This is a genomic window from Streptomyces sp. NPDC048297 (assembly GCF_043201585.1).
In the GTDB taxonomy this organism is placed as follows: Bacteria; Actinomycetota; Actinomycetes; order Streptomycetales; family Streptomycetaceae; genus Streptomyces.
Genome location: NZ_JBICZA010000022.1, coordinates 1 through 24,539 on the forward strand (window position 1 = coordinate 1; position 24,539 = coordinate 24,539).

Genomic DNA, 24,539 nt, shown 5'->3' on the forward strand with positions numbered 1-24,539 from the left:
ACGACGCGCCGATCTCCACCAGGGCCTGCTCGAACTGGCCTGCAGTCTCATATGCCTCCGCCGCCTACGAACCTCATTCTGAAACGATCAGTAAGCCGGCGCCGCTCTCGCGGATGTGGTCGGCCGCCGTCGTGGTTGCTCAATTGGTGGTTGCGGTGGTGGTCGTCGGGGGTTCGTCGGTGGGGGTGGTGGGGTGTCCCGGTGGACGGTGCTCGTGGTCGAGGCGGCGGGCCTCGTGCAGGAGGGACCAGATGTCTGCCACCGGGCCCACGTGGTGGAGCTTGTCGGGGTTGAGGACCGTGCGGATCGTCTGGATGTGGCCGTCGAGGATGTCGAGGGTCCAGGCGGTGACGACCTTGCCGTCCCGGTCGCGCAGGATCGCGCCGGCCTGGCCGTTCAGCTGAAGGGGCTCCACGACGCCGTCGACCCGGGCGAACAGCGAACCGAGGGAGACGAGTGCACGGGCCACGTTCTCGACGCCGAGGACGCCCGCGCTCCACTGCGGGGCCTTGCCACCGCCGTCGCCGACCATGTGCACATCCGCGGCGAGCAGTTCGCGCAGCGCGTCGACGTCGCCCTCCCGGAAGGCGTCGAAGAAGCGGCCGGCGAGTTCCTCGCGTTCCTTGCGGCCGGCCTCGAACCGAGGCCGTCCCGCGTCCATGTGGCGGCGGGCCCGTACCGCGAGCTGCCGGCACGCGGCCTCCGAGCGGCCCACCGCGGAGGCGATCTCCGGGAAGCCGAACGCGAACACCTCCCGCAGCACGAAGACGGCCCGTTCGAGCGGGGTCAGCCGCTCCAGCAGCAACAGCGCCGCCGTCGACAGGGAGTCGGACAGCTCCGCCGACCGCTCCGGGTCCTCGTAGGGGTCGCTGAGCAGCGGCTCGGGGAACCACGGCCCGACGTACTCCTCCCGCCGGACCCTGGCCGACCGCAGCACGTCGATCGAGATCCGGGTGACGACCGCCGAGAGGTACGACTTCGGCGAGACGGGCGCCGTCGGCGCGAACTCGTACCGCAGCCATGTCTCCTGCACGGCGTCCTCGGCCTCGCTCACGCTGCCGAGGATCCGGTAGGCGATCGAGAACAACAACGGCCTCAACTCCTCGAACCCCCCGGCCCGCCCCGTCGCACCCTGCTCGACCCGCCCCTGCCCGTCCCGCGCTGGTCGGCTCCGCCCGTCGCGCCCTGACCGGCTCTGCCCGTCGCGCCCCGGACGACCGGATCCGGACTGCTCCGCACGAGCGGATCCAGGCTGCTCCTCGCGGGCGGGCCCGGACCGTTCCTCGCGGGCTGCCCCGGACAGCCCCGCGCGGGCCGTCCGGGACTGCCCCGCATGAACAGGCCCAGGCTGGTCCGTGGTCACGTCAGGGCCTCCTTGAAGCCCTGGCGCCAGGAGGGGTAGCGCAGGTGCCAGCCGAGGTCTCGTTTGGCTTTGGCGTTGGAGAAGCCGCGGCCGTCGATCATCATGGTGACCGCCTGGTCGCCGGCGAGGAGGCGGGCCAGCCAGACCGGTACCCGCATCGGACGCTTCGCGCCCGCGCACTCGGCGAGATACGGGAGCCATTCGTTCGCCGGGGCGGGTTCGTCGTCGACGATGTTGAAGACGCCCCGTGCCTTCTGCTCGACCGCGAGGACGGTGGCGCTCGCCGCGTCGTCGAGGTGTATCCAGGAGCTGTAGCCGGTGCCCCGCCCGACGAGCGGGTACTGGCGTCTGCGGATCAGCTCGACCTGGTCGTCGGTGGCGCCGGGGCCGTAGAAGGCGCCGTAGCGCAGGGCCACGCCGCCGAAGTCGAGGACGGACCGCTCGGCGTCGCGGAGGATCTCCAGGCCCGCGTGGGCCGCGGTCCCCTCCATGAGGTTGAGCGGGTCCTCCTCGGTCTTGACCCACCCGCCCTCGGGGGCGCCGTTCCAGCTGGCGTAGCCCTGCACGACGAAGTGCGGCACGCCGGACTCCCCGGCCGCGGCCAGCAGGTGCTCGGTGCCCTCCTTGCGCAGCCGGTTGGTCCGGGCGAACCAGCGGTCCGGGTGCTTGATGTCGGGCTTGCCGGCGTGGGTCACGGAGATCGCGGTCATCTGGTGCACGACCACGTCGGGCCGGGCCCCGGCCACCGCCTCCCGGACGGCGACCGCGTCCAGCCCGTCCATCACGACGCCGTCCGCGCCCAGCCGCCGCAGCGCGCCCAGCTTGGCCTCGCTCGTCGTCGTGGCCGTCACCTGATGGCCCCGGGCCAGCAGCCGGGGCACCAGCCGCCGCCCGAGGACCCCGCTCCCGCCCGCCACGAACACGCGCATGCCCATCACCTTCCCGAGCCTTCCCGATGCCGGAGCCTGTCTCCGAGAGCAGGACGAGACAGCCGCTCCGTCTGTGACACGCCCCCCGGCAGACACCGTGCGGACGCGGCGCAGCCCCGATGTCGGTGCGATGTCGGCACTCTGTCGGTGGTTTGTCGGTCGGCTCTGGCACGGTCCTGGGCATGACGCGAATCGATGACAACCCCGTCGGCGGACGCCCCGCCGTGACCGTGCGGGGGCTGGTCAAGCACTACGGCGAGACCAAGGCGCTCGACGGTGTCGACCTCGACGTGCGCGAGGGCACCGTGATGGGCGTCCTCGGGCCGAACGGCGCCGGGAAGACCACCCTCGTACGGATCCTGTCCACCCTGCTCACCCCGGACTCCGGGCAGGCCACCGTGGCCGGCTACGACGTCGTACGCCAGCCCCGCCAGCTGCGCCGGGTGATCGGCCTGACCGGGCAGTACGCCTCGGTCGACGAGAAGCTCTCGGGCTGGGAGAACCTGTACATGATCGGGCGACTGCTGGACCTGCCCCGCAAGGACGCCCGGACCCGCGCCGACGAGCTGCTGGAGCGGTTCTCGCTGACGGAGGCCGCCAGGCGGCCGGCGAGCACGTACTCCGGCGGTATGCGGCGGCGCCTCGACCTCGCCGCCTCGATGATCGGGCGCCCCGCGGTGCTGTACCTGGACGAGCCGACCACCGGGCTCGACCCGCGCACCCGCAACGAGGTGTGGGACGAGGTCAAGGCCATGGTCGGCGACGGGGTCACCGTGCTGCTCACCACCCAGTACATGGAGGAGGCCGAGCAGCTCGCCTCCGAGCTGACCGTCGTGGACCGCGGCAAGGTCATCGCGAACGGCCGCATCGAAGAGCTGAAGGCCAAGGTCGGCGGGCGCACCCTGCGCGTGCGACCGGTGGACCCGCTGCAGCTGCGGCCGCTCGCCGGGATGCTGGACGAGCTGGGCATCACCGGGCTCGCGACCACCACCGTGGACACCGAGACCGGGACGCTGCTGGTGCCGATCCTCAGCGACGAGCAGCTGACCGCCGTGGTCGGCGCGGTCACCGCGCGCGGCATCACGATCTCCTCCATCACCACCGAACTGCCCAGCCTGGACGAGGTGTTCCTGTCCCTCACCGGCCACCGCGCCAGTGCCCCGCAGGACACCGTGCCCACCGGATCCCGCGAGGAGGTCGCCGTATGAGCGCCATCGCCGCACCGCAGAACGACGTCCGTATCCCGCTGCGCGGGCACCTGAGGCACACCGGGGCGCTGATCCGCCGCAACCTGCTGTGGATCCGCCAGGACCCGGAGTCGATGTTCGACGCGCTGCTGATGCCGATCATCTTCACGCTGCTGTTCGTGTTCGTCTTCGGCGGCTCGATCGGGCAGGCGCTGGGCGGCGGCCAGGACCGGTACGTGCAGTACGTCATCCCCGGCATGCTGGCGATGATGAGCATGACGATGTCGCAGGGCGTCGGCACCGGCTTCAGCCAGGACATCAACAGCGGCGTCATGGACCGCTTCCGGTCCCTGCCGATCGGGCGCGGCTCGGTGCTGTTCGCGAAGATCGCCGTCGAGCTGGGCCGGATGCTGTTCGCGACGGCCGTCCTGATGGTCGTGGCGGTCCTGGTCGGGTTCCACATCACCAGCTGGCCCGGCCTGTTCGCGACCGTGGGGCTGTCCGCGCTGTTCGCCTCGTCGATCATGTGGGTGTTCCTCACCCTCGGCGTGGTCATGAAGAGCGCGCAGTCCGTGCAGGCGATGGGTTTCCTGGTGCTGTTCCCGCTCCAGTTCGGCTCGTCGATCTTCGCGCCGACCAAGTCGATGCCGAGCTGGCTGCAGGCCTTCACCGACTACAACCCGCTGTCCACGCTCGCGGACGCGGCCCGCGGTCTGATGGTGGGCGGCCCGGTCGCCCACGACCTGTGGGTGACGGTGGCCTGGTCGGTGGCGATCACCGCGGTGATGGCGCCGGTCGCCATCCACAAGTTCCGCACGAAGAGCTGACGTCACGCAGAGCCGACGTCACGAAGAACTGGCGTCACGAAGAACTGGCGTCACGCAGAGCCGACGCCACGCTGAGCCGACGTCACGCAGAGCTGACTTCGGCCCGCTCAGAGCACCAGGGCGGTGGCCTCCGCGAGGGAGAGGCCGCCGCCCTCGGCGTACGCGGCCTCGTACGCCGGGCCGTCGAGGGACTCGCGGATACGGGCCTCGGTGAGGTCGTTGACACGGCGCTCCACGCCGGAGGGGACGTGTCCGGACGGCAGCAGGGCCTGGGCGGTGCCCAGGCAGCGGGCGGCGTCGGCGGCCCGGTCGCCGCCGTCGAGCCGGGCCAGAGCCATGGCCGCGACGGTGAGGCAGATGGAGGGCAGATGCGGGGTGATCGCCTCGGACAGCGGGTCGCGGGACAGCCGCATCGCCGTACGGACGCGGGTCAGGGCCTCCTGCCCGCGGCCGTCCAGGGCGTCGACCCACGCCTCCTGGCCGAGGATCATCGCGTCGAAGACGACGAAGTGCGCGATCTTGAACTCCTCGCGCAGCAGCCGCAGTTGGTCGCGGGCCTCGGAGACGCGGCCGGTCAGGGAGAGCCAGCAGGCGAGGAAGAGCCGGGCCGCGGGCATGGCCTCGTTGGGGATGCCGTCCTGCGCGGCGATGACCTCGCGCAGCAGGCTCTCCCCGCGTTCCAGCTCGCCCGCCTCCATGAGGACGCTGCCGAGCCGGGCGCCGAGCACGGCCATCTGGGCGCGGGCGCCGAGGCGTTCGGCGTGGACGGTCGCGGACTCGTAGTCGGCGGCTGCCGCGCGGTAGTCGCCCTTGCGCTCGTGGGCCTCGCCCCGGGCGGACAGGGCCTCGGCGAGGCCCCATTCGTCGCCGAGGCGGCGGTAGATCTCCAGGGCCTCGTCGGCGTCGCGGGCGGCGTCGCCCGCCCATTCGGTGCGATTCGCCTGGATGTTGGCCCGCATCCGCAGGGCGCCGGCCAGCTCCCACTCGAAGCCGGGCGTGTCCCGGCAGGTCCGTACGGCGGAGTCGAGGATCATGCGCAGCCGGTCCACGCCGCTGGTCAGCATCTCGGCGAAGAACCACATCATGCCGGGGACCCGGCAGGTCTGCGGCATCCCCGGCTCGTAGACCCGGGTGATGACGCGCAGCTTGCCCTGGGCCGCGGGAGTCTGCCAGGTCTCCAACTCGGTGTCCATGCAGGCGAGATGGGCGAGGTGGACGCCGCGCCGGGCCTCGGCGAGGATGTCGCCGGTGAGCGGCGGCGGGGTGTCGGTGCAGCGCTGCCACACCGGGCGGGCGGGCTCGGCCGGCTCGGTGAACGGGTCGGGGCCGAGCGCCATGACCTCCTGGCACCAGGTGCGGGCGTCCAGGCGCAGGTCGCGCATCTGCCAGTACCAGACCAGGGACAGCACCAGGACGAGCCCCTCCTGCTCGTCGCCGGCGGCGACGGCGTGCCGCAGGGCGGTGCGCAGGTTCTCGTACTCCAGCTGGATCCGGTCGATGGCGGCGCGCTGCTCGCGGCCACGCAGCAACGGGTCGGCGGTGCGGGCGAGTTCGCGGTAGTACGTCAGATGGGCGCGTTCGGCACCGGCGCGGTGTCCGGTCTCGTCGAGCCGTTCGGCCGCGTACTCGGCGACGGTCTCCAGCAGCCGGTAGCGCATCGCGCCGTCGGCCGAGGGGGAGGCCACCACCAGGGACTTGTCGACCAGGGAGCCGAGCGCGTCCAGGGCGGCCGGGCCGCACACGGCCTCGGCGGCGGCCAGATCGCAGCCGCCCGCGAACAGCGACAGCCGGGACAGGACGTCGCGTTCGTCCGCGTCGAGGAGGTCCCAGGACCAGTCCACGACGGCGCGCAAAGTCTGCTGGCGGGGCAGCACGGTGCGGCTGCCGCTGGTGAGCAGCCGGAACCGGTCGTCGAGCCGGTCGGCTATCTGGCGGGGGGTGAGCATGCGAAGCCGGGCGGCGGCCAGCTCGATCGCGAGGGGCAGCCCGTCCAGGCGGCGGCAGATCTCGGCGCACGCCTCGGGGTCGTCCTCGACGCGGAATCCGGGCCGGGCAGCCGCGCCCCGGTCGGCGAGCAGCCGCAGCGCGACCGGTTCGGGCAGCGGCTCCAGGGGCCGCACCACCTCGCCCGGCACGCCGAGCGGCTCGCGGCTGGTGGCGAGGACGGTCAGCTGCGGGCAGCGGGCCAGCAGCCGCTCGGCCAGCTGGGCGGCGGCCTCCACGACGTGCTCGCAGTTGTCGAGGATCAGCAGCATCCGGCGCCGGGCGCAGTGCTCCACGAGCTGGTCGACGGGGTCGTGCCGCTCGGTGACCGCGCGCATGGTCTCGGCGCCGGCGCCGTGCAGCACGGTCTCGCGGGCGCCGACGGCGGTCAGCACGGCCTGCGGTACGGCGTCCGGGTCGTCCACGGGGGCCAGCTCGGCCAGCCACACCCCGTCCCGGACGGTGTCCCGTACCGCCTCGGCGGCCTCCTGCGACAGACGGGTCTTGCCGGCGCCGCCGGGCCCGAGCAGGGTGACCAGCCGGGCGGCGGCGAGGTCGGCGCCGATGGCCGTGATGTCGCTCTCGCGGCCGACGAAGGAGGTGAGCCGGGCGGGCAGGTTGCCGGGCGCGGCGGCGGGCGTGGGCCAGGCAGGCGGCGCGGTTCGTGGGTGCGGCGCGGTCCATGGCTGCGGTGCGGTCGTCCATGGCTGCTGGGCGGTCAGTGGCTGCGGTGCGGTTGCCCATGGCTGCTGCGCGGTCCGTTGCTGCGGCGGGGGCTCGGTGAGCAGTTCGGTGTGCAGGGCGCGCAGCTCGGGCCCGGGGTCGGAGCCGAGCCGGTCGGCGAGGAGCCGGCGTACGTCCTCGTAGGCGGCCAGGGCCTGGGCCGGGCGGCCGGCGTCGCGCAGGGCGCGCAGCCGCAGCGCCTGGAGCGGCTCGTCCAGCGGGTGGCTGTCGCACAGGGCGGCCAGCTCGGGCAGGGACTGCTCGGCGCGGCCGAGGGCGAGGGCGGCGGTGTGCCGGGCCCGCAAGGCGTCCAGTCGGCGGGTCTCCAGGCGGGCGGCCTCCGCGGTGTGGCCGGGCAGGTCGGCGAGGGCGGGGCCGTGCCACAGGGCGAGGGCGTCCTCCAGGACGACGGCCGCCTTGGCCGGGTCGCCGTCGGCGAGGGCGGCGAGGCCCTCGCCGGTCAGCCGGTCGAAGCGGGTGAGGTCGATGTCGTCGGGGGCGGCGGCGAGCCGGTAGCCGCCCTCCGCGGAGGCGACGGCGACGGCGCCCAGCGCCCTGCGGAGCCGGCCGACCAGCGCCTGCAGCGCGCCGGTGGCGTCGGCGGGCGGGTCGGCGCCCCAGACCTCGTCCACCAGCAGATCGGTCGGCACGGTCCGGCCGGCACGGAGCGCGAGCACGCTCAGCAGCGCACGCAGCCGCGCCCCGCCGAGGGGGACGGGCGTGCCGTCGGGGCGGAGTGCCTGGGTGGGTCCGAGGAGGCGATAGCGCACGGGGTCCATTGTCACCGGGGACGCCCCGGCCCCGCTTCCGGGTTTCGGACGCGCGTGAACCGGGAGGAGTCGAGGGTGAGGATCCGGTCGGCGACGGGGATCTCGATCTCCTTGCCGAAGGGGCCGGACCGGGTGCACCGGTAGGCGCCGTTCCCGGGCCGGGTCAGGAGCGTCCAGGTCGCGGCCAGGACGTCGACGATCAGATAGGCGGGGATGCCGCGCAGGGCGTAGTGACCGGGCTCGGTGTGGTCGTCGTGGTGCCTGCTCGGCGGCGACACGACGTCGACCACGAAGGGCAGCAGCGCTTCGTCGATCTCGCACCTGTCCGGCCGGATCCGCTCCGCCGGCAACGCCGACGCGTCGGGCTCCGGCTTGCACCCCTCCCGGGCGGGGACGACCGAGAACCCGCCCGTCGCGCCCCAGCCGGGCAGTCCTGGCTCGATCTGATTGGCGATGCGCCGGGCCGTGGCCACGTGGGCCTGAGTGACACGAACCACAGTGAGCCCGTTCCTCGTCAGCCGCAGGCGCGCACTCCTCGGCACATGGATCGTGTCCTGGACGAACTCGACCCAGCCCTCGGCGATCGTCATGGAAATCCCCTCGGCCGACGCGACGACAGACCATCGACTACCAGGAACCTCCGGCCTTCCGCCGGACGTTCCCCCCACATCACCGGTACGGTCGACCTTCGTGCTGCCCACACCTGACTCAGGAGCCCCATGACCGCCACCACCATCCGCCCCGGCGAGCGGCGCATCAGCCCCGTGTTCCTCGGGATCCTGGCCGTCACGGCGGTGACCGGCTGGGCGACCTGGACGGGGTTCGCCGCGCAGCCCGGTGTCGCGGTGTTCCTGTTCGTGACGGCGGCCTGGGTCGTCTCGCTGTGCCTGCACGAGTACGCGCACGCGCGCACCGCCCTGCACGGCGGGGACATCACGGTCGGCGCGAAGGGCTACCTCACGCTGAACCCGCTGAAGTACACGCACGCCCTGCTGAGCATCGTGCTCCCGCTGGTCTTCCTGATCATGGGCGGGATCGGCCTGCCGGGCGGCGCGGTGTTCATCGAGCGGAACCGGATCCGGGGCCGCTGGCGGCACAGCCTGATCTCGGCGGCGGGCCCTCTGACGAACGTGCTGTTCGCGGCCGTGTGCACGGCGCCCTTCTGGCTGGGCGCCCTGGACGGGGTGCCCCGCGACTTCCGGTTCGCGCTGGCGTTCCTCGCCCTGCTCCAGGTGACGGCGGCGATCCTGAACTTCCTGCCGGTGCCGGGCCTGGACGGGTACGGCGTCATCGAGCCGTGGCTGTCGTACAAGGTGAAGCGGCAGGTGGAGCCGTTCGCGCCGTTCGGTCTGATGTTCGTGTTCGCGCTGCTGTGGGTGCCGTCGTTCAGGGACGGGTTCTTCGACGTGGTCTACGGCATCCTGCACGCGCTGGGGGTCGAGGACGGCGCCTCGTCCTGCGGCTACTGGATCTACCGCTTCTGGGAGAGCACCCCGGAGATCTGCGCGATCACTCCGTGACGGACGTGGTCTGCGTGGTGTGCGTGGCCTGCGTGTGCTGGGCGCGCTGTGTGTGCTGCGCGGCGGCGGCCCGGCCGCGCTTGACGTAGTACCAGGTCATGTTGGACGACAGCCCGGCCAGCAGCACCCAGACGATCCCCAGCCAGCTGCCCTGGGCGAAGGAGACGACGGCCGCGGCCACGGCGAGGACGCAGACGACGAGGGCGTAGAGGGCGATGCGGGGCATGGGGGTCGGCTCCTGTCGGGGACACGGGGACACTGCTCACGACTGCTTCGCCGACCAGTGTCCCCCATGCTCACGCGCCGTCCGTCATGCGCCCCCGCGCCGGTCTCACACGTCGGTGACGCGCAGCCCGGCGTGCGCCTTGTAGCGGCGGTTGACGGAGATCAGGTTCGCGACCAGCGACTCGACCTGATGGGCACCTCGCAGCCGCCCCGCGAAGACGCCCCGCATGCCGGGGATGCGCCCGGCCAGCGCCTGCACGATCTCCACGTCGGCCCGCGCCTCCCCCAGCACCATCACATCGGTGTCGATCTGCTCGATCTCCGGGTCCTGGAGGAGGACGGCCGACAGGTGGTGGAAGGCGGCGGTGACCCGGGAGTCCGGCAGCAGCGCGGCGGCCTGCTGGGCGGCGCTGCCCTCCTCGGGCTTGAGGGCGTAGGCGCCCTGCTTGTCGAAGCCGAGCGGGTTGACGCAGTCCACGACCAGCTTGCCGGCGAGGTCCTCGCGCAGCGATTCGAGCGTCTTGCCGTGGCCCTCCCAGGGCACGGCGACGATCACGATGTCGCTGCGGCGCGCGGTCTCGGCGTTGTCGTGGCCCTCGACGCCGTGGCCGAGTTCCTCGGCCGCCGCCTGCGCGCGCTCGGCGGCGCGCGAGCCGATGATCACCTTCTGGCCGACGCGGGCGAGCCGGTAGGCGAGGCCCTTGCCCTGCGGCCCGGTGCCGCCGAGCACGCCGACGACGAGGCCGGAGACGTCGGGCAGGTCCCAGGGGTCCTTGGCAGGGGCCTTCGCGGGGGCCTCGGCGGCGGTCTGTGCGCTGTCGGTAGAGGTCATGGGCCGACTCTACGTCCGCGAGTGCCTGTGCCCGGGGCCGGGTGATCCGCGCCGGACCACCAGGACCACGGCCGTCCCCAGGTCGAGCGAATCGACGGCGAACTCCCCCTCCCGACGGTGCCGGTTGCGGCAGGATGCGGTCGCATGGACGCCGTACGGGTCGCGTTGCTGCGCGAAGTGCTCGCCGGGACCGAGTGGCTGGGGGCCACACGGCGGTTCGCGGGGGTGCTGCGCGGATCGGTGGTGGCGCACGGGGGCGGGCTGCTGCTGGTGGGCACGCCCGCGTACGAGCCCTGGCACCTGGCCGCGCACCTGGTGGACGAAGCCGCCTGGTCAGGAACCCCCGAACTGGCTCCCACGCTCGTACGGCACGACGCGCGCCCCGGCGACCCCGCGCACCTCGCGGTCGGGCCGGGCAGGATCGAGGAGGCGCGGCGCGGCGAGACCCTGCTGGTGGTCGCCCCCGAGGAGCCCGCGGAACTGCTGGAACGGGTGCATGCGGCCCGGCGGGCCGGGGTGACCGTGCTGACCCTCGGCTCCGGCGGCGCGGAGCTCGCGGCGATGGCCCACGAGACGCTGGCCGTCCCGGACGGCGCGGAGCTGGACCTGAACAGCGTCCAGCACCTGGTCAGCGCGGCGGCCGGCGAAAACGCCAACGGTGTCTCCCCGAGGGCCCGCCGAGGCTTCCGCGACCGCCTCTCCCGCCTGTCCGAAACCCTGACCGCCCCACCGACCGCCCCTTGGTGACACCAGAGGATCGCCGGGGCGTCAGTCGTCCCTACGTTGTTGGTCGGGCTGAGCGAGCCATTCGTAGGGTTGGCTCACCCAGGGGTGCCGGGTGTGGCTTTCAGTCGTGTGCCGCACGTATGGCTTCGGACGATTCGCCGCCCGGCACCCCACGACGACTCGGCTGCTCATCAGGAATTGCGGCACTGATCGCTCAGTAGGGACTCGACAGCGAGGTCGTCCGTGGTACCCGTGTACGAGCGACCTGCGGAGAAGCACGTGACAGCGATCTGGGCCGGCATCGACGCCGGGAAGACCCACCACCACTGCGTGGTGATCGACCACACCGGCAAGCGACTGTTGTCGCGGCGCGTGGCGAACGAAGAGACCGAGCTGCTGCAACTCCCGGCCGACGTCCTCGACCTGGGTGACGAAGCAACCTGGGGTATCGACCTGGCGGACGGCGGGGCCGCCCTGGTGATCGCCGTCCTGCTCAACCACGGCCAGCCGCTGCTCTACATACCCGGCCGGACAGCCAAGCCGTCATGGCCCTCGCCCGCCGGCGCGTCAACGTCCTGTGGGCTCTTCTGCGTGACGGACGGTGCTATCAGCCGACACAACCCGTCACCCTCGCAACTTGACATCCCGATTAGGAATCGTCCGGGGAGCCCTCAGGGGAGGTGTCGTGCCAGCGGGGGTCGGTTTCCCATTCGAGGTTGCGCTCGCGGGCGGTCTCCATCGCGTGCTGGGCCTCTTCCCGGCTGGCGTACGGGCCGAACCGGTCCTTGCCGGGGCACTCCGGGCCCTCTTCGACCTTCTTGTGCTCCAGGCAGTAGTACCACTCGCCCGGCTTGCCGACCGTGCGCTTCTTGAACAGGGCCATGAACCACTCCTCTCGCCAAGCACATCGTGCCCCATGCCCGCTGGTTAGACTCGCTGGCATGTCTGGCCAGTCACTGCTCGTACCAGGGGAGCTGTCTCCCACCCGTTCGGTACCCGGAAACATCCGCCGTCCCGAGTACGTCGGAAAGCCCGCGCCCAAGCCGTACACGGGACCGGAGGTGCAGACCCCGGAGACCATCGAGGCGATGCGGGTCGCCGGCCGCATCGCCGCGCAGGCGATGGAGGAGGCGGCGAAGATCATCGCGCCCGGCGTGACCACCGACGAGCTGGACAAGGTCGCGCACGACTACATGTGCGACCACGGCGCCTACCCGTCCACGCTCGGCTACCGCGGCTTCCCGAAGTCGCTGTGCACGTCGGTCAACGAGGTCATCTGCCACGGCATCCCGGACTCGACGGTCCTCAGGGACGGCGACATCGTCAACCTGGACGTGACGGCGTACATCGGCGGCGTGCACGGCGACAACAACGCCACCTACCTGGTCGGGGACGTGGACGAGGAGTCCCGGCTGCTGGTGGAGCGCACCCGCGAGTCGCTGAACCGGGCGATCAAGGCGGTCAGGCCCGGCCGGCAGATCAACATCATCGGCCGCGTCATCGAGTCGTACGCCAAGCGCTTCGGCTACGGCGTCGTGCGCGACTTCACCGGGCACGGCATCAGCACGGCGTTCCACTCCGGGCTGATCATCCCGCACTACGACAGCCCGCACGCGACGACCGTCATGCAGCCGGGGATGACGTTCACGATCGAGCCGATGCTGACGCTGGGGACGTACGAGTACGAGATGTGGGACGACGGGTGGACCGTCGTGACGAAGGACCGCAAGCGGACGGCCCAGTTCGAGCACACGCTGGTGGTGACGGACACGGGGGCGGAGATCCTGACCCTGCCGTGACCGGCCCCCGCTCCAGGAGAGCCCGCCCCGACGTCCGACGTCCGGGGCGGGCTCTTCGTCTGTCCTGAATGGCCAAAAAGCGGCTCGAATTCGAGTCGAATCGGAATCGGATCCGGCCAGGATGTTTCCCGGCAGTCTGGTGGTAAAGATACCGACAGCAGGTCGGCAAAACGAGGAGCGTCCATGGAACCGTTCTCGACTCTCATCCGCACGGCGTCGCGCGAGCAGCACGACGAGGCCAAGACCTCGCCGTTCATGGGCAACCTGGTCGGCGGCCGGCTGGACGTGCCCGCGTACGCGCGCTACACCGAGCAGCTGTGGTTCGTCTACGAGGCGCTGGAGAGCGCGGCCGAGCGGCTGGCGACGGATCCGGTGGCCGGCCCCTTCGTCCGCCCGGAGCTGTTCCGGCTGGAGGCGCTGGGGCGGGACCTGGCGCACCTGCGGGGCGACGGCTGGCGGGAGGGCCTGTCCGCCCTGCCCGAGGCCCTGACCTACACGGACCGGATCCGGGAGTGCGCCGAGAGCTGGCCGAGCGGATACGTCGCCCACCACTACACCCGCTACCTGGGTGACCTGGCCGGCGGCCAGATCATCCGCGACCGCGCGGAGAGGACGTGGGGCTTCGCGCGGAAGGGCGACGGGGTCCGCTTCTACGTCTTCGAGCAGATATCCAACCCGGCCGCGTTCAAGCAGACGTACCACAAGCTGCTGGACGAGGTGGCGGCGGACGAGGTGGCGCGACAGCGGATCGTGGCGGAGTGCAGGAACGCGTTCGAGCTGAACACGGAGGTCTTCCGTGCCCTGGACAAGGAGTTCCCGCTGAGCGCCTAGCGCTCCAGGAGCACCCGGCCGCCGATCTCCACCCAGCCGTGCGGCTGGGGTGCGGTCAGGATCTGGGAGCCGTTGCCCTGGGTGATGTTGAGGGCGCGACCCAGGCGCTCAGTGAGGAGGAGGGCCGCGGCGCCGGTGGCCTCGTCCTCGGTGATGCCCCCGGTGCAAGCACCGGCTCCACCGGAGCGGCTGACGCCGCGCTCATCGATACGGCCGGGGAAGGCGCGGGCACGGACGCGGCCGGCCGCCTCGTCCTCCCAGGCCCAGGCGTAGATCCTCCCCCGGACTTCGTCCGGGGGGACCCCCATCTCGCTTCGCTCCCCGGGCGGGGGCACGTCGAGGGCGTCGACCTCGGCGGCCGTCGCGTACTGACGCAGGGTGTGCGGCGGGGCCCACTCGGCGCGGGCCTCGATCCAGGTGAACTCGCCGTCCAGCCGGGTGCCCACCACTCCGGCGGGGGTGACGAGTTCGGGTATGTCCAGCAGCCAGGCCGCGCCGACGCAGGGGTGCCCGGCGAAGGGCAGGCGCAGGGTGGGGGTGTAGATGTCGATCACTCCGCGCTCGGGGTCGTCCACGAACACGGTCTCGCCGAAGCCGAGTTTCGCGGCCAGTTCCTGCCGCTCGCCGCGCCCGGGGAGTACGGAGCCGTCGCGCACGACACCGAGTTCGTTGCCGTAGCCGCCGTTCGGTGCGCAGAAGACGCGGAGTACGTCGTAGTCAGTCACCGGGGAATTGAAACATCGCGGCCCCGGCGAGAGCGTCCCAGGCGGGAGCGCCGCCGGGCAAGGGCCAGGAGCGGGTGCCACCCTCCCACCCCTTGATTCCCCCTTTACCATTCATTGGCCGCTCTTTTAAGTCGTCGAGATCAAGCCGTGCCTGTGATCTTTCCGGGAGGTGCGAATCGGGACCCAGCGGGTACAGCTAAGGCAAGCCTCAGGTAAGTTAGGGCAGCCTCACCACACCAGATCCGCTGGAGCCTGCATGCGAGCCGTCCGACTGACCGTCACCGCCGCCGCCACCGTGGCGACTCTGACCGCCCTCTCGGCCTGCACCGCGAAGAGCGATGCCAAGGACGGCGACGCCATCCAGGTCACCGCCGCCGACACCAAGTGCGAGACCTCCGCCACGTCGGTCCCGGCGGGTCATGTGACCCTGAAGATCGAGAACAAGGGCTCGAAGGCCACCGAGGTCGAGATCGTGTTCCCGGACGACCGGATCGTCTCCGAGAAGGAGAACATCGGGCCGGGCACGAAGTACACGCTCACCGCCGAGGTGAAGGCCGGCTCGTACGAGATCGCCTGCCGCCCCGGCATGAAGGGCCACGGCATCCGCCAGAAGCTCACCGTCACCGGCTCCGGCACGACCGCGAAGCGGGACCCGAAGCTCGACAAGGCGGTCGCCGACTACCGCGCCTACGCGCAGCAGCAGGCCGACGCCACGCTGCCGCTCGTCGAGACGTTCGCGAAGGCGGTCAAGGACGGCGACCTGGAGGCCGCGAAGAAGGCGTACGCGCCCTCCCGCCTCGGCTGGGAGCGCACCGAGCCGGTCGCCGAGTCCTTCGGTGACATCGACCCGAAGGTCGATGTCCGCGAGGACGGCCTGGAGGACGGCCAGAAGTGGACCGGCTGGCACCGCCTGGAGAAGTCGCTGTGGCACGACAAGAAGACCGGCGCCACGGAGAAGGCCCTCGCCGACCAGCTGGTGACGGACCTGAAGGACTGGCAGAAGCGGGTCGGCAAGGCCGAGATCACCCCGACCTCCATGGCCAACGGCGCCAAGGAGCTGCTGGACGAGGTCGCCACCGGCAAGGTCACCGGTGAGGAGGACCGCTACGCGCACACCGACCTGGTCGACTTCAAGGGCAACGTCGAGGGCGCCCAGAAGGCGTACGAGCTGCTGAAGCCGGTCGCCCAGAAGAACGACAAGGCGCTGACCACCGAGCTGGACAAGCAGTTCGCCTCGCTGAACACGCTGCTCGACAAGTACCGCGCGGACAAGAACTCCTACGAGTTCGTCTCCTACGACAAGGTCACCAAGGACCAGCGCAAGGAACTGTCGGACGCGGTGAACGCGCTCGCCGAGCCGCTGTCCAAGCTGGCCGCCGCGGTCGCGAAGTAGGACCGCGAAGTACGGCCGCGCAGTAGGACCGCGGAGCAGGACGAAGCAGGACAGGGAGCAGGACGATGACCGACACCCAGGAGAGCCGGGGCGCCAGCCCGTCGCGCCGGGCGCTGATCGGCTGGGGAGGCGCCGGGCTCGCGCTCGGTGCCGCGGCGGCCGGCGGAGCCGTCGCGGTGGCGAGGACCGGCGACGACGCCGCCCCGGTGGCCGCGGAGACCGGCAACGCGGTGGAGTTCCACGGCGCCCACCAGGCGGGTATCGCGACCCCGGTCCAGGACCGGCTGCACTTCGCCGCGTTCGACGTGAAGACCGACGACCGCGACGAGTTCGTGCGGATGCTGAAGGACTGGACGGACGCCGCCCGGCGGATGACCGCCGGCAAGGCGGTCGGTGACGGCGCCTACGGCGGGCTCGCCGAGGCCCCGCCGGACGACACCGGCGAGGCGCTGGGTCTGAAGCCCTCCCGGCTGACGCTGACGATCGGTTTCGGGCCCTCGCTCTTCGACCGGTTCTCCCTGTCCGGCAAGCGGCCCGAGGCCCTCGTCGACCTGCCCAAGTTCCCCGGCGACAACCTCGACCGGACGCGCACCGGCGGCGACCTGTGCATCCAGGCCTGCGCGGACGACCCGCAGGTCGCCGTGCACGCCATCCGCAACCTGGCCCGCATCGGCTTCGGCAAGGTCGCCATCCGCTGGTCGCAGCTCGGCTTCGGCAAGACCTCGTCCACCACCCCGGACGCCCAGACGCCCCGCAACCTGATGGGCTTCAAGGACGGAACCCGCAACATCGCGGGATCGGAGAGCGACCGCCTGAAGAAGTTCGTGTGGGTCGGCGAGGGCGACGGCGGCAAGGACGAGGCGTGGATGACCGGTGGGTCGTACCTCGTCGCCCGTCGTATCCGGATGAACATCGAGACCTGGGACCGGACCTCGCTGCAGGAGCAGGAGGACGTCTTCGGCCGGGACAAGGGCGAGGGCGCGCCGGTCGGCAGGGCCAAGGAGCACGACGAGCCGTTCCTGAAGGCGATGAAGCCGGACGCGCACGTGCGCCTCGCGCACCCCGACTCCAACGGCGGGATCACCATCCTGCGCCGCGGCTACTCCTTCACGGACGGCTCGGACGGCCTCGGCCGCCTGGACGCGGGCCTGTTCTTCCTGGCCTACCAGCGCGACGTCCGCGAGGGGTTCATCCCGCTGCAGCGCAGGCTGTCCGGGCACGACGCGCTCAACGAGTACATCCAGCATGTGGGTTCGGCCGTGTTCGCCGTTCCGCCCGGCGTCCGCGACAAGGACGACTGGTGGGGCCGCACGCTGTTCTCCAAGGAGGCGTGAGCCGTGTTCTCCAACTACCTGATCGGCCTGCGCGAGGGTCTGGAGGCGTCGCTCGTCGTCTGCATCCTGATCGCCTACCTGGTCAAGACCGGCCGCAAGGACGCCCTGAGGCCGATCTGGATCGGTATCGGCATCGCCGTCGCCATCGCCATGGGCTTCGGCTGCGCGCTGGAATTCGGCTCGCAGGAGCTGACGTTCGAGGCGCAGGAGGCGCTCGGCGGCTCGCTGTCGGTCCTCGCGGTCGGCCTGGTGACCTGGATGGTGTTCTGGATGCGGCGCACCGCCCGGCACCTGAAGTCGGAGCTGCACGGCAAGCTGGACGCCGCGCTCGCCATGGGCACGGGCGCGCTGGTCGCCACCGCGTTCCTGGCCGTGGGCCGGGAGGGCCTGGAGACCGCGCTGTTCGTGTGGGCCTCGGTGCACGCGGCCAGTGACGGCACCCCGCGCCCGCTGATCGGCGTGGCCCTCGGTCTCGCCACCGCGGTCCTGCTGGGCTGGCTGTTCTACCGGGGCGCCCTGAAGATCAACCTGGCCAAGTTCTTCACCTGGACCGGCGCCATGCTGGTCGTGGTCGCGGCGGGCGTGCTGGCGTACGGCTTCCACGACCTGCAGGAGGCCAACTGGATCCCGGGCATCTCCGACCTGGCCTTCGACATCAGCGGCACGATCCCGCCGGACAGCTGGTACGGCACGCTCCTCAAGGGTGTCCTCAACTTCCAGCCGGACCCGACCGTCATCCAGGTCACGGTGTGGCTGCTGTACCTGGTCCCGACTCTCGCGATCTTCTTCGCCCCGGTAGGGTTCGCCTCCGGGAAGGGGAAGGTGAAGGCACCTCATGACCAGGGAACGCAGCCCTCAAAGGCTTCGTAGGCGGCACCGGAACGCACTCATAGCGGCTTCACTGGCCGCTCTCTCACTGACGGCGAGCGGCTGCGTGGTGGTGCACGGGGAGCGCGAGATCCTCCCCGCCACCACCCGCGCCGAGGCCGCCAAGGCGCTCCGGCAGTTCACGGACGCCTACAACAAGGCCGACAAGGCCTACGACAGCTCCCTGGACGCGGACTACGTCACCGGGGCGCTGTCCGACATCGACTCCGCCCGGCTGAGGGCGGGGCACGTCAACAGCCCGGCGGGCAACGCGGATCACACGCCGCTGGAGCTGACGGACGCGACGTTCACCATCCCGAAGAAGGCCGGCTGGCCCCGCTGGTTCGTCGCGGACACCAAGGCCAACAAGGGCGGCGCGGCCCGCTGGCTGCTGGTCTTCACGCGCAGCGACCTCGGCAGGCCGTGGCAGGTGGCGTATCTGACGCTCGTCGCGCCCGGTTCCGTACCGAAGTTCAAGACGGACAAGGACGGCTGGGCCGAGACGGTGCCCGCCGACACCACGGGGCAGGCGGTGCCGCCCAGCGAGCTGAGCAGGACCTACACGACGTACCTGAAGAGCGGCGGGAAGACGTTCGCGGACGGCAGCTACACCAGTGTCTGGCGCAGTGACCGCGCGAAGCAGGCCAAGAAGCCGGGCCTGGTCCGGCAGTACATCGACCAGCCGCTGACCCGCGACGACTACGCGCCGCTCGCGCTGCGCACGGCGGACGGAGGGGCGCTGGTGTTCTTCACCGCGCACCACTTCGAGAAGCGGACCGCCGCCCCGGGCACCTCCGTGCAGGTCCCGAACAAGGACGTGCAGGCCCTGACCAAGGGCGAGGTGAAGCAGTCGCTGACGCTGGAGTTCATCTCCAACCAGGTCGCCCTCGACCCGGCCGGCAGCGGCCCGGTGTCGGTCATCGGGCGGGTGGTGGGCCTGACGGCGGCACAGGGCGAGTAAGGCGCCCGGCGCCGCCGCTGGTGTCCCTGGTGCCTTTGGTGGCCCCGGTGCCGCTCGTGCTGCTGGTGCCGCTAGCGGCGCAGTGGCCAGGCGGCACCCTGATGATCGGTTCCCGCGTGGCGCGCGCACGCGTCCGTGAGGGCCTCCAGCAGGGTCAGCGGGTCGGGCAGCGGATGCTCGGGGCCGCGCACCCAGCGCACCTGCTGCTCGTCGTCGCCGGGCAGCCGGGCGGGGGGTACGAGGACGTAGGAGCCCCGGCAGTGCCAGCGCATACCGGGGTGCTCGTCCATGGTCTCGGGGTGGCAGTCCAGCTGGCACGGCCACCACTCGTCCTCGTCCTCGGGGGTGCCCCGGGTGAGGGTGAAGAACAGCATGCGGCCGTCGTCGCCCTCCGCGACCGGGCCGACCTCGACGCCCGAGCCGAGCAGCCGCTCCAGCGCCTCCCGGCCCGCCTCCAGGGGCACGTCCAGGACGTCGTGGGTCATGCCGGTGGCGGTGATGAAGTTGGCCTGCGGCTGGTGCCGGGCCCAGCGCTCGATCTGGGCGCGGTCGGTGGTGGACTGGGTCTGCCACGCGAACGACAGCGGATGCCGGCCCGGGGTGGGACAGCCGACGCGGACACAGGAGCACCGGTAGCCGTCGGCGGGGTGCGCGGCGGGCGCGAGCGGCAGTCCCGCCGCGGCGGCGGCGAGCAGCAGGGCCTCACGGCCGCCGCCGTCGGCGGCGTCCGTCTCCTTCGGCCGGCGTCCGCGCAGCCACTGGGAGAGTCTGCCCTGCCGGCCGGACCGGCCGCCGAACGTCCCGCTCATGTATCGCCTCGCCTCGCTGGTCGCCGCTGGTGTGCGGACAGCATGCCTTATCGTCCCATCTTCACGCGCTTGGGGGTGTCCGGGGTCCGATTCCGTGCAGCGCGTAGTCGACCAGGGTGTCCGTGTAGTCGTAGGTGATCGGTCCGGTCCGTTGCAGCCAGCGCTGTGCGAGCGGCGAGACGAACAGTTCCAGGGCGATCCGGGGGTCGACGCCGGCCCGGACCTCCCCGGTGTCCTGGGCGGAGCGCAGCCGGTCGACGTACAGCTGGAGCTGGGGTTCGAGGAGCTTGCCCACGAACTCGCGGCCGAGGGGCTCGTTGACCACTCCCTCGGCGGCCAGCGCCCGGGAGGGCACCTCGAAGCGCGGGTCGACGAGCTGGTCCACCGTGATCCGCAGCACGGCCTTGAGGTCGGCGGCCAGGTCGCCGGTGTCGGGGACGACGTACGGCTCCTGTCCCGCCTCCCGCGCCGCCTGCACGGACAGGTCGAGGAACGCCTCCAGCAGGACGGCCGCCTTGGAGGGCCACCAGCGGTAGATCGTCTGCTTGCCGACCCCGGCGCGGGCCGCGATCCCCTCGACCGTCGTCCTCGGGTACCCGACCTCGCCGACCAGGTCGAGGGCGGCGGCGTAGATCGCCCGGCGGGACTTGTCGCTGCGGCGGGTGGCGTCGGGGGCGGGCTTCTTCACCATGGGGTGACGCTAACAAGCCGCGCCGGCTACTCCGTCGCGTCCCACGGCGGCCAGGGGTCGCCCCAGTCGGCGTCCCGGGCCGCCTTGTACAGGTCGCCGTGGCGCTTGGTGACCGTCGTACGGCGCAGCTGTTCGTCCGCCTCGCACAGGTCGAGGAGCACCTGGCCCTTGCGGATCTGCGGGCGCCGGACCACCCGGGCGGGGGCCGGTACGGCGGGCAGCCGGGTGGCGGCGACGTAGCTGAACTTCTCGTCCTCGTACGCGAGGGAGCCGCCCTTGACCTGCCGGTGCAGGGAGGAGCGGCTGACCCGGGCGGAGAAGTGGCACCAGTCGGTGCCGGGCACGATCGGGCAGGCGGCGCTGTGCGGGCAGGGCGCGGCGATACGGAACCCGGCGCGGATCAGCCGGTCGCGGGCCTCGATGATCCGCTCGTAGCCCGCCGGGGTGCCGGCCTCCACGATCACGACGCACCGCGCGGCTGCCGCGGCGGCGTCGACGAGGGCGGCGCGGTCGGGCTCGGCGAGTTCGTTGAGGACGTACGACACCGTGACGAGGTCGGTGTCCTCCAGCGTGAGGGCGCCACCGATCCGGGCGCGCTGCCAGCGGGCGCCGGTGAGGGCCGGGTTGGCGGCGGCGATCTGCCGGCCGAGGGCGAGCGCGGGCTCCGCCCAGTCCAGCACGGTGACGGGGCGCCCGCCCGGCCAGGCGGCGGTGACGGCCCAGGTGGCGGCGCCGGTGCCGCCGCCGACGTCGGTGTGGCTGCCCGGCGCCCAGTCGGGCACGGCCGCCGCGAACGCCTCCAGCGCGGCGCGGACCGCCTCGAAGGTGGCCGGCATCCGATACGCGGCGTAGGCGGCGACATCGGCGCGGTCACGCAGGATCGGCGCGTGGGTGGGGGTCTCGCCCCGGTAGTTCGCGATCAGCCGCTCGACAGCTCCGGCCGCATGCCGGGGCGGCAGACCGTCAAGCACTCCGGCCAGGGTGGCCCGCAGAATCTCGGCTGGGGAGAAGGGGACGTTCACGGGGCGATTCTCTCAGGTGCGCACGGGTGCTTGCGGGTGCTCGCAGGGGAAGGGGGGCGGCCAGTTGGTGGAGCGGGTGCCGGGGAGGCGGGCGGTCAGCTGGCGGAGCGGGTGCCGGAGGTAGTGGCGGCAACCGGGCAGAGCGGGCGACGAACAGCGGGCAGAGCGCATGCGGGCTGCGCACCCCCGGGAAAGCCCTGCGCCCCCGGTGGGGAGCCGCAGCGACCCCGGGTCCGGACGCCCGGCAAGCGCCACAGCACCTGCCAAGGCCCGACGCCTGGCAGGCGTCGCCACCCCGGACCGGGCGCGCGCCGGGTGGGGCCGCGGCCCGCAGGCCCCCGAGTCGCGGACCCGCCGCCGGCCACCGAGTCACGGCGTCGCCCCAAGCCCCCCGGGGCGCAGCCCCGCCTCAAGTCCCCGAGTTACGGCGGAGACGCCCGCTCACGCGTCGCGGACCGCTCGTGACAGGTGGGTTGCCAGGGTGGCTCGGGGGGTGTTGTTCGGGGGGCGGCGGCGGGGGTGGACCGTGTTGGCCAGGAGGATGAGGAAGGTGTCCGTCGCGGGGTCCAGGACCAGGGAGGTGCCGGTGAAGCCGGTGTGGCCCGCCGCTCCCCTGCCCGCCAGTTCGCCCATGAACCCGTGCTGGTCCAGGGCGAAGCCCAGCGCGGGCGGGGTCAGCATGAGTTCGACGAAGTCGGGGCCGAGTATGCGCGCGGGGCCGTAGGAGCCGCCCGCGAGCAGGGTGCGGCAGAAGACGGCGAGGTCGCGGGCGTTGGAGAAGAGGCCCGCGTGGCCGCAGACGCCGCCGAGCGCGAAGGCGTTCTCGTCGTGGACCACTCCCCGCAGCATCCCCCGGTCCGCCTTGGCCCACGGCCGCCGCTGGTCCTCGGTGGCGGCCGCGCCGGGGCTGGGTCCGAAGCCGGTGGCGGTCATGCCGAGGGGGCGGGTGATGCCGTCCTCGACGAGGACGTCGAGGGTGCGGCCGCTGATCCGCTCCAGCACCAGTTGGAGCAGGATCATGTTGAGGTCGGAGTAGAGGTGGACGCCGGGTTCCGCCGTGGGCGGCTCCGCGCGCAGCAGTGCGAGGCGGGCGCTGTCGTCGGGGCAGTCGTACAGCGGGAGTTCGGGGCGCAGCCCGGAGGTGTGGGTGAGCAACTGCCGTACGGTGACGCCGTGGTCGGCGACGCCGGTGAACTCGGGCAGGTAGGCGCCGACCCGGGCGTCGATGCCGAGGGTGCCGCGCTCGATCTGCTGCACCGCGGCGACGGACGTGAAGAGTTTGGTGAGCGAGGCCAGGTCGAAGCAGGTGTCGACGGCGGCCGGGACCCGGGCGGCGTGCGGCAGTTCGACGCCGGTGTCGGTCGCGGGGTCGTAGGAGGCGTACCGCACGGCGAAGCCCGAGGCCTCGGCGACGGCGATCACGGGTCCGCGTCCGGCCATGACGACGGCACCGGCGGCCCAGGGGTGTGGTCCGGCGGTGAGGGTGTGCGCCTCGTCGACGAGGCGCACGAGTTCCGTGGGGTCGAGCCCGGCCCGTTCCGGGGTGTCGACGCGCAGTCTCGGTGCGCTCAGTTCCCGTCTCCCTCCGACCCCGCGTTCGCTTTCCAGGGACGGCACATTCCCACGAAGCAGGCCGCCGCCACCAGTGCGCCCACCAGTTGGACCACGGCCATGGGCACGGCGGTGTGCTCCCCGGCGACGCCGACGAGCGGGGAGGCGACCGCGCCGACGAGGAAGGAGGAGGTGCCGAGCAGTGCGGAGGCGGAGCCGGCGGCGTGCCGGGTGCGCAGCAGGGCGAGGGACTGGGCGTTGGGCAGGGTGAGACCCATCGCGGACATCAGCACGAACAGCGCGGCGGCGACCGGGACGAGACCGGTCTCGCCGAAGACTCCTGTGGTCATCAGCAGCAGGGCGGTGGCGGCGAGCACGATCAGGGCGAGGCCGGTGGCGAGCACCTTGTCCAGGCTGACCCGGCCCACCAGCACCTTGCCGTTGATCTGCCCGGCGATCAGCAGCCCGACCGAGTTGAGCCCGAACAGCAGGCTGAAGGTCTGCGGGGAGGCGCCGTAGATCTCCTGGACGACGAACGGGGAGGCGGATATGTAGGCGAACAGCGCGGCGAAGGTGAAGCCGCCGACGAGCATGTAGCCGGTGAAGGGCAGGTCGGCGAGCAGCCCGCGCATGGTGCGCAGGGCCTGCCCCACTCCGCCGCGATGCCGGTCGGCGGGCGCCAGGGTCTCGGGCAGCCGCAGCCACACCACCGCGGTGAGCGCGGCCCCGACCACGGTGAGGACGACGAACACGCCCCGCCAGTCGGTCACCCTGAGGATCTGCCCGCCGATCAGCGGGGCCAGGATCGGGGCGATCCCGGAGATCAGCATCAGGGTGGAGAAGAAGCGGGCCATGGCGACGCCGTCGTACAGATCGCGTACGACGGCACGCGCGATGACGATCCCGGCCGAGCCCGCGAGGCCCTGTGCCAGCCGGAAGGCGACGAGGGTCTCGACGTTCGGCGCGAGCGCGCACAGGGCGGTGGCGGCGATGTACAGGACGAGGCCGGCCAGCAGCGGGCGGCGACGGCCCCAGCGGTCGCTCATCGGGCCGACGACCAGCTGCCCGAGCGCCATGCCGGCCAGGCACGCGGTGAGGGTGAGCTGGACGGTGGCGGCGGGGGCGTGCAGTGAGCGGGTGACCTCCGGCAGGGACGGGAGGTACATGTCCATCGCCAGCGGGGGTGTGGCGGTGAGGCCGCCGAGGACGAGGGTGACGAGGAGGCTGGTGCGGCGAAGGGTGGAGGTGGGGGGCGTGGGGGAGGTCGGGGGCGTGGTGGAGGTGGGGGGCGTGGGGGACGTGTGCCCCGATTCCGGTATCGGTGCCGCCGCGCGCTCGGACATGCGTCCGCCCCTCCCTGTGTAGAACGACCCGGTCCATGCTCTCAGCCCGCGCAAGGGGTTTGCCGTAGGGGTGCGAGGGCAGGGACAGAGGGCCCGTATGGCGGACAGATTGTTCCGGATGGCGGACT

At 72.2% G+C, this 24,539-nt stretch carries 23 protein-coding genes and 1 pseudogene; 11 read left to right on the plus strand and 13 right to left on the minus strand.

Going from position 1 to position 24,539, the window contains the following annotated elements; genetic code table 11:
- Positions 1-139: 139 nt before the first annotated feature.
- Positions 140-1,090: an RNA polymerase sigma-70 factor gene (locus ACGFYV_RS23525; protein ID WP_393880402.1), complete on the minus strand. Its 951-nt coding sequence runs from the start codon at positions 1,088-1,090 to the stop codon at positions 140-142.
- Positions 1,091-1,359: 269 nt separating this feature from the next.
- On the minus strand, positions 1,360-2,298 hold the full coding sequence (locus ACGFYV_RS23530) for an NAD-dependent epimerase/dehydratase family protein (RefSeq protein ID WP_393880500.1): 939 nt from the start codon (positions 2,296-2,298) through the stop codon (positions 1,360-1,362).
- A 176-nt stretch (positions 2,299-2,474) separates the two neighbouring features.
- Here ACGFYV_RS23530 and ACGFYV_RS23535 point away from each other — a divergent pair, with 176 nt between their 5' ends.
- Both ACGFYV_RS23535 and ACGFYV_RS23540 read left to right on the plus strand, forming a co-directional pair.
- Entirely contained in the window at positions 2,475-3,500 is a 1,026-nt protein-coding gene (locus tag ACGFYV_RS23535) for an ATP-binding cassette domain-containing protein (protein WP_393880403.1), read from the plus strand.
- Complete coding sequence (locus ACGFYV_RS23540) at positions 3,497-4,306, plus strand: ABC transporter permease (protein WP_393880404.1); 810 nt, start codon at positions 3,497-3,499, stop codon at positions 4,304-4,306. The genes ACGFYV_RS23535 and ACGFYV_RS23540 overlap by 4 nt, the downstream gene beginning before the upstream one ends.
- Positions 4,307-4,413: 107 nt before the next feature.
- Here the strand turns inward: ACGFYV_RS23540 and ACGFYV_RS23545 are convergent, their stop codons facing one another.
- Entirely contained in the window at positions 4,414-7,791 is a 3,378-nt protein-coding gene (locus ACGFYV_RS23545; protein WP_393880501.1) for a BTAD domain-containing putative transcriptional regulator, read from the minus strand.
- Between the two features lie 2 nt (positions 7,792-7,793).
- Positions 7,794-8,372 carry a Uma2 family endonuclease gene (locus ACGFYV_RS23550; RefSeq protein ID WP_393880405.1) on the minus strand — a complete coding sequence of 193 codons (579 nt, stop codon included), beginning with the start codon at positions 8,370-8,372 and terminating at the stop codon, positions 7,794-7,796.
- A gap of 129 nt (positions 8,373-8,501) precedes the next feature.
- On the opposite strand from ACGFYV_RS23550, the gene ACGFYV_RS23555 reads away from it, so the two are divergent.
- A complete protein-coding gene (locus tag ACGFYV_RS23555; RefSeq protein ID WP_393880406.1) occupies positions 8,502-9,302 on the plus strand; it encodes a site-2 protease family protein in 801 nt (266 codons plus the stop codon).
- On the opposite strand, the gene ACGFYV_RS23560 is transcribed toward ACGFYV_RS23555, so the two are convergent.
- Together ACGFYV_RS23560 and npdG are read right to left on the minus strand one after the other, a co-directional pair.
- Entirely contained in the window at positions 9,292-9,528 is a 237-nt protein-coding gene (locus ACGFYV_RS23560) for a hypothetical protein (RefSeq protein WP_393880407.1), read from the minus strand. The genes ACGFYV_RS23555 and ACGFYV_RS23560 overlap by 11 nt on opposite strands.
- Before the next feature lie 105 nt (positions 9,529-9,633).
- Positions 9,634-10,359, minus strand: a complete 726-nt coding sequence (gene npdG / locus ACGFYV_RS23565; protein ID WP_393880408.1) for an NADPH-dependent F420 reductase — start codon at positions 10,357-10,359, stop codon at positions 9,634-9,636.
- A gap of 144 nt (positions 10,360-10,503) precedes the next feature.
- On the opposite strand from npdG, the gene ACGFYV_RS23570 reads away from it, so the two are divergent.
- Positions 10,504-11,106: a hypothetical protein gene (locus ACGFYV_RS23570; RefSeq protein ID WP_393880409.1), complete on the plus strand. Its 603-nt coding sequence runs from the start codon at positions 10,504-10,506 to the stop codon at positions 11,104-11,106.
- Positions 11,107-11,364: 258 nt separating this feature from the next.
- Positions 11,365-11,616 (plus strand): annotated as a pseudogene (locus tag ACGFYV_RS23575) (transposase); the annotation flags it as partial.
- Between the two features lie 118 nt (positions 11,617-11,734).
- Here the strand turns inward: ACGFYV_RS23575 and ACGFYV_RS23580 are convergent.
- Positions 11,735-11,968, minus strand: coding sequence for a hypothetical protein (locus ACGFYV_RS23580; RefSeq protein ID WP_393880410.1), 234 nt, complete (start codon positions 11,966-11,968; stop codon positions 11,735-11,737).
- Positions 11,969-12,026: 58 nt separating this feature from the next.
- Here ACGFYV_RS23580 and map point away from each other — a divergent pair, with 58 nt between their 5' ends.
- Together map and ACGFYV_RS23590 are read left to right on the plus strand one after the other, a co-directional pair.
- A complete protein-coding gene (map, locus tag ACGFYV_RS23585) occupies positions 12,027-12,884 on the plus strand; it encodes a type I methionyl aminopeptidase (protein WP_393880411.1) in 858 nt (285 codons plus the stop codon).
- 183 nt (positions 12,885-13,067) lie between these two features.
- Positions 13,068-13,715, plus strand: a complete 648-nt coding sequence (locus ACGFYV_RS23590) for a heme oxygenase (biliverdin-producing) (protein ID WP_393880412.1) — start codon at positions 13,068-13,070, stop codon at positions 13,713-13,715.
- On the opposite strand, the gene ACGFYV_RS23595 is transcribed toward ACGFYV_RS23590, so the two are convergent.
- Positions 13,712-14,440, minus strand: coding sequence for a PhzF family phenazine biosynthesis protein (locus ACGFYV_RS23595; protein WP_393880413.1), 729 nt, complete (start codon positions 14,438-14,440; stop codon positions 13,712-13,714). The two genes, ACGFYV_RS23590 and ACGFYV_RS23595, sit on opposite strands and share 4 nt — an antisense overlap.
- 256 nt (positions 14,441-14,696) lie before the next feature.
- On the opposite strand from ACGFYV_RS23595, the gene efeO reads away from it, so the two are divergent.
- From efeO to ACGFYV_RS23615, 4 genes are all read left to right on the plus strand, one after another.
- Positions 14,697-15,833, plus strand: coding sequence for an iron uptake system protein EfeO (gene efeO, locus ACGFYV_RS23600; protein WP_393880414.1), 1,137 nt, complete (start codon positions 14,697-14,699; stop codon positions 15,831-15,833).
- 65 nt (positions 15,834-15,898) lie between these two features.
- Positions 15,899-17,167: an iron uptake transporter deferrochelatase/peroxidase subunit gene (gene efeB, locus ACGFYV_RS23605; protein ID WP_393880415.1), complete on the plus strand. Its 1,269-nt coding sequence runs from the start codon at positions 15,899-15,901 to the stop codon at positions 17,165-17,167.
- Between the two features lie 3 nt (positions 17,168-17,170).
- On the plus strand, positions 17,171-18,037 hold the full coding sequence (efeU, locus tag ACGFYV_RS23610; protein WP_393880416.1) for an iron uptake transporter permease EfeU: 867 nt from the start codon (positions 17,171-17,173) through the stop codon (positions 18,035-18,037).
- A complete protein-coding gene (locus ACGFYV_RS23615; RefSeq protein ID WP_393880417.1) occupies positions 18,003-18,995 on the plus strand; it encodes a hypothetical protein in 993 nt (330 codons plus the stop codon). The genes efeU and ACGFYV_RS23615 overlap by 35 nt, the downstream gene beginning before the upstream one ends.
- Positions 18,996-19,066: 71 nt before the next feature.
- On the opposite strand, the gene ACGFYV_RS23620 is transcribed toward ACGFYV_RS23615, so the two are convergent.
- The 5 genes from ACGFYV_RS23620 to ACGFYV_RS23640 all read right to left on the minus strand — a co-directional run bounded on the left by ACGFYV_RS23620 (position 19,067) and on the right by ACGFYV_RS23640 (position 24,411).
- Complete coding sequence (locus ACGFYV_RS23620) at positions 19,067-19,804, minus strand: bifunctional DNA primase/polymerase (RefSeq protein WP_393880418.1); 738 nt, start codon at positions 19,802-19,804, stop codon at positions 19,067-19,069.
- Positions 19,805-19,865: 61 nt separating this feature from the next.
- Entirely contained in the window at positions 19,866-20,495 is a 630-nt protein-coding gene (locus ACGFYV_RS23625; RefSeq protein WP_393880419.1) for a TetR/AcrR family transcriptional regulator, read from the minus strand.
- Positions 20,496-20,521: 26 nt separating this feature from the next.
- On the minus strand, positions 20,522-21,517 hold the full coding sequence (locus ACGFYV_RS23630; RefSeq protein WP_393880420.1) for a small ribosomal subunit Rsm22 family protein: 996 nt from the start codon (positions 21,515-21,517) through the stop codon (positions 20,522-20,524).
- 441 nt (positions 21,518-21,958) lie between these two features.
- Positions 21,959-23,134, minus strand: a complete 1,176-nt coding sequence (locus ACGFYV_RS23635; RefSeq protein WP_393880421.1) for a serine hydrolase domain-containing protein — start codon at positions 23,132-23,134, stop codon at positions 21,959-21,961.
- Entirely contained in the window at positions 23,086-24,411 is a 1,326-nt protein-coding gene (locus ACGFYV_RS23640) for a multidrug effflux MFS transporter (RefSeq protein ID WP_393880422.1), read from the minus strand. Before ACGFYV_RS23640 ends, ACGFYV_RS23635 begins: the two co-directional genes overlap by 49 nt.
- Between the last annotated feature and the right edge of the window lie 128 nt (positions 24,412-24,539).

Bases quoted from the DNA above. Each gene is read 5' to 3' on its own strand.
- ACGFYV_RS23535 (WP_393880403.1), top strand. From the start codon at position 2,475: ATGACGCGAATCGATGACAACCCCGTCGGCGGACGCCCCGCCGTGACC.
- ACGFYV_RS23590 (WP_393880412.1), top strand. From the start codon at position 13,068: ATGGAACCGTTCTCGACTCTCATCCGCACGGCGTCGCGCGAGCAGCAC.
- ACGFYV_RS23620 (WP_393880418.1), bottom strand. From the start codon at position 19,804: ATGAGCGGGACGTTCGGCGGCCGGTCCGGCCGGCAGGGCAGACTCTCC.
- ACGFYV_RS23625 (WP_393880419.1), bottom strand. From the start codon at position 20,495: ATGGTGAAGAAGCCCGCCCCCGACGCCACCCGCCGCAGCGACAAGTCC.
- efeO (WP_393880414.1), top strand. From the start codon at position 14,697: ATGCGAGCCGTCCGACTGACCGTCACCGCCGCCGCCACCGTGGCGACT.
- ACGFYV_RS23550 (WP_393880405.1), bottom strand. From the start codon at position 8,372: ATGACGATCGCCGAGGGCTGGGTCGAGTTCGTCCAGGACACGATCCAT.
- ACGFYV_RS23545 (WP_393880501.1), bottom strand. From the start codon at position 7,791: ATGGACCCCGTGCGCTATCGCCTCCTCGGACCCACCCAGGCACTCCGC.
- ACGFYV_RS23560 (WP_393880407.1), bottom strand. From the start codon at position 9,528: ATGCCCCGCATCGCCCTCTACGCCCTCGTCGTCTGCGTCCTCGCCGTG.
- ACGFYV_RS23555 (WP_393880406.1), top strand. From the start codon at position 8,502: ATGACCGCCACCACCATCCGCCCCGGCGAGCGGCGCATCAGCCCCGTG.
- ACGFYV_RS23580 (WP_393880410.1), bottom strand. From the start codon at position 11,968: ATGGCCCTGTTCAAGAAGCGCACGGTCGGCAAGCCGGGCGAGTGGTAC.
- map (WP_393880411.1), top strand. From the start codon at position 12,027: ATGTCTGGCCAGTCACTGCTCGTACCAGGGGAGCTGTCTCCCACCCGT.
- ACGFYV_RS23540 (WP_393880404.1), top strand. From the start codon at position 3,497: ATGAGCGCCATCGCCGCACCGCAGAACGACGTCCGTATCCCGCTGCGC.
- ACGFYV_RS23570 (WP_393880409.1), top strand. From the start codon at position 10,504: ATGGACGCCGTACGGGTCGCGTTGCTGCGCGAAGTGCTCGCCGGGACC.
- ACGFYV_RS23640 (WP_393880422.1), bottom strand. From the start codon at position 24,411: ATGTCCGAGCGCGCGGCGGCACCGATACCGGAATCGGGGCACACGTCC.
- ACGFYV_RS23530 (WP_393880500.1), bottom strand. From the start codon at position 2,298: ATGGGCATGCGCGTGTTCGTGGCGGGCGGGAGCGGGGTCCTCGGGCGG.
- ACGFYV_RS23615 (WP_393880417.1), top strand. From the start codon at position 18,003: ATGACCAGGGAACGCAGCCCTCAAAGGCTTCGTAGGCGGCACCGGAAC.
- efeB (WP_393880415.1), top strand. From the start codon at position 15,899: ATGACCGACACCCAGGAGAGCCGGGGCGCCAGCCCGTCGCGCCGGGCG.
- npdG (WP_393880408.1), bottom strand. From the start codon at position 10,359: ATGACCTCTACCGACAGCGCACAGACCGCCGCCGAGGCCCCCGCGAAG.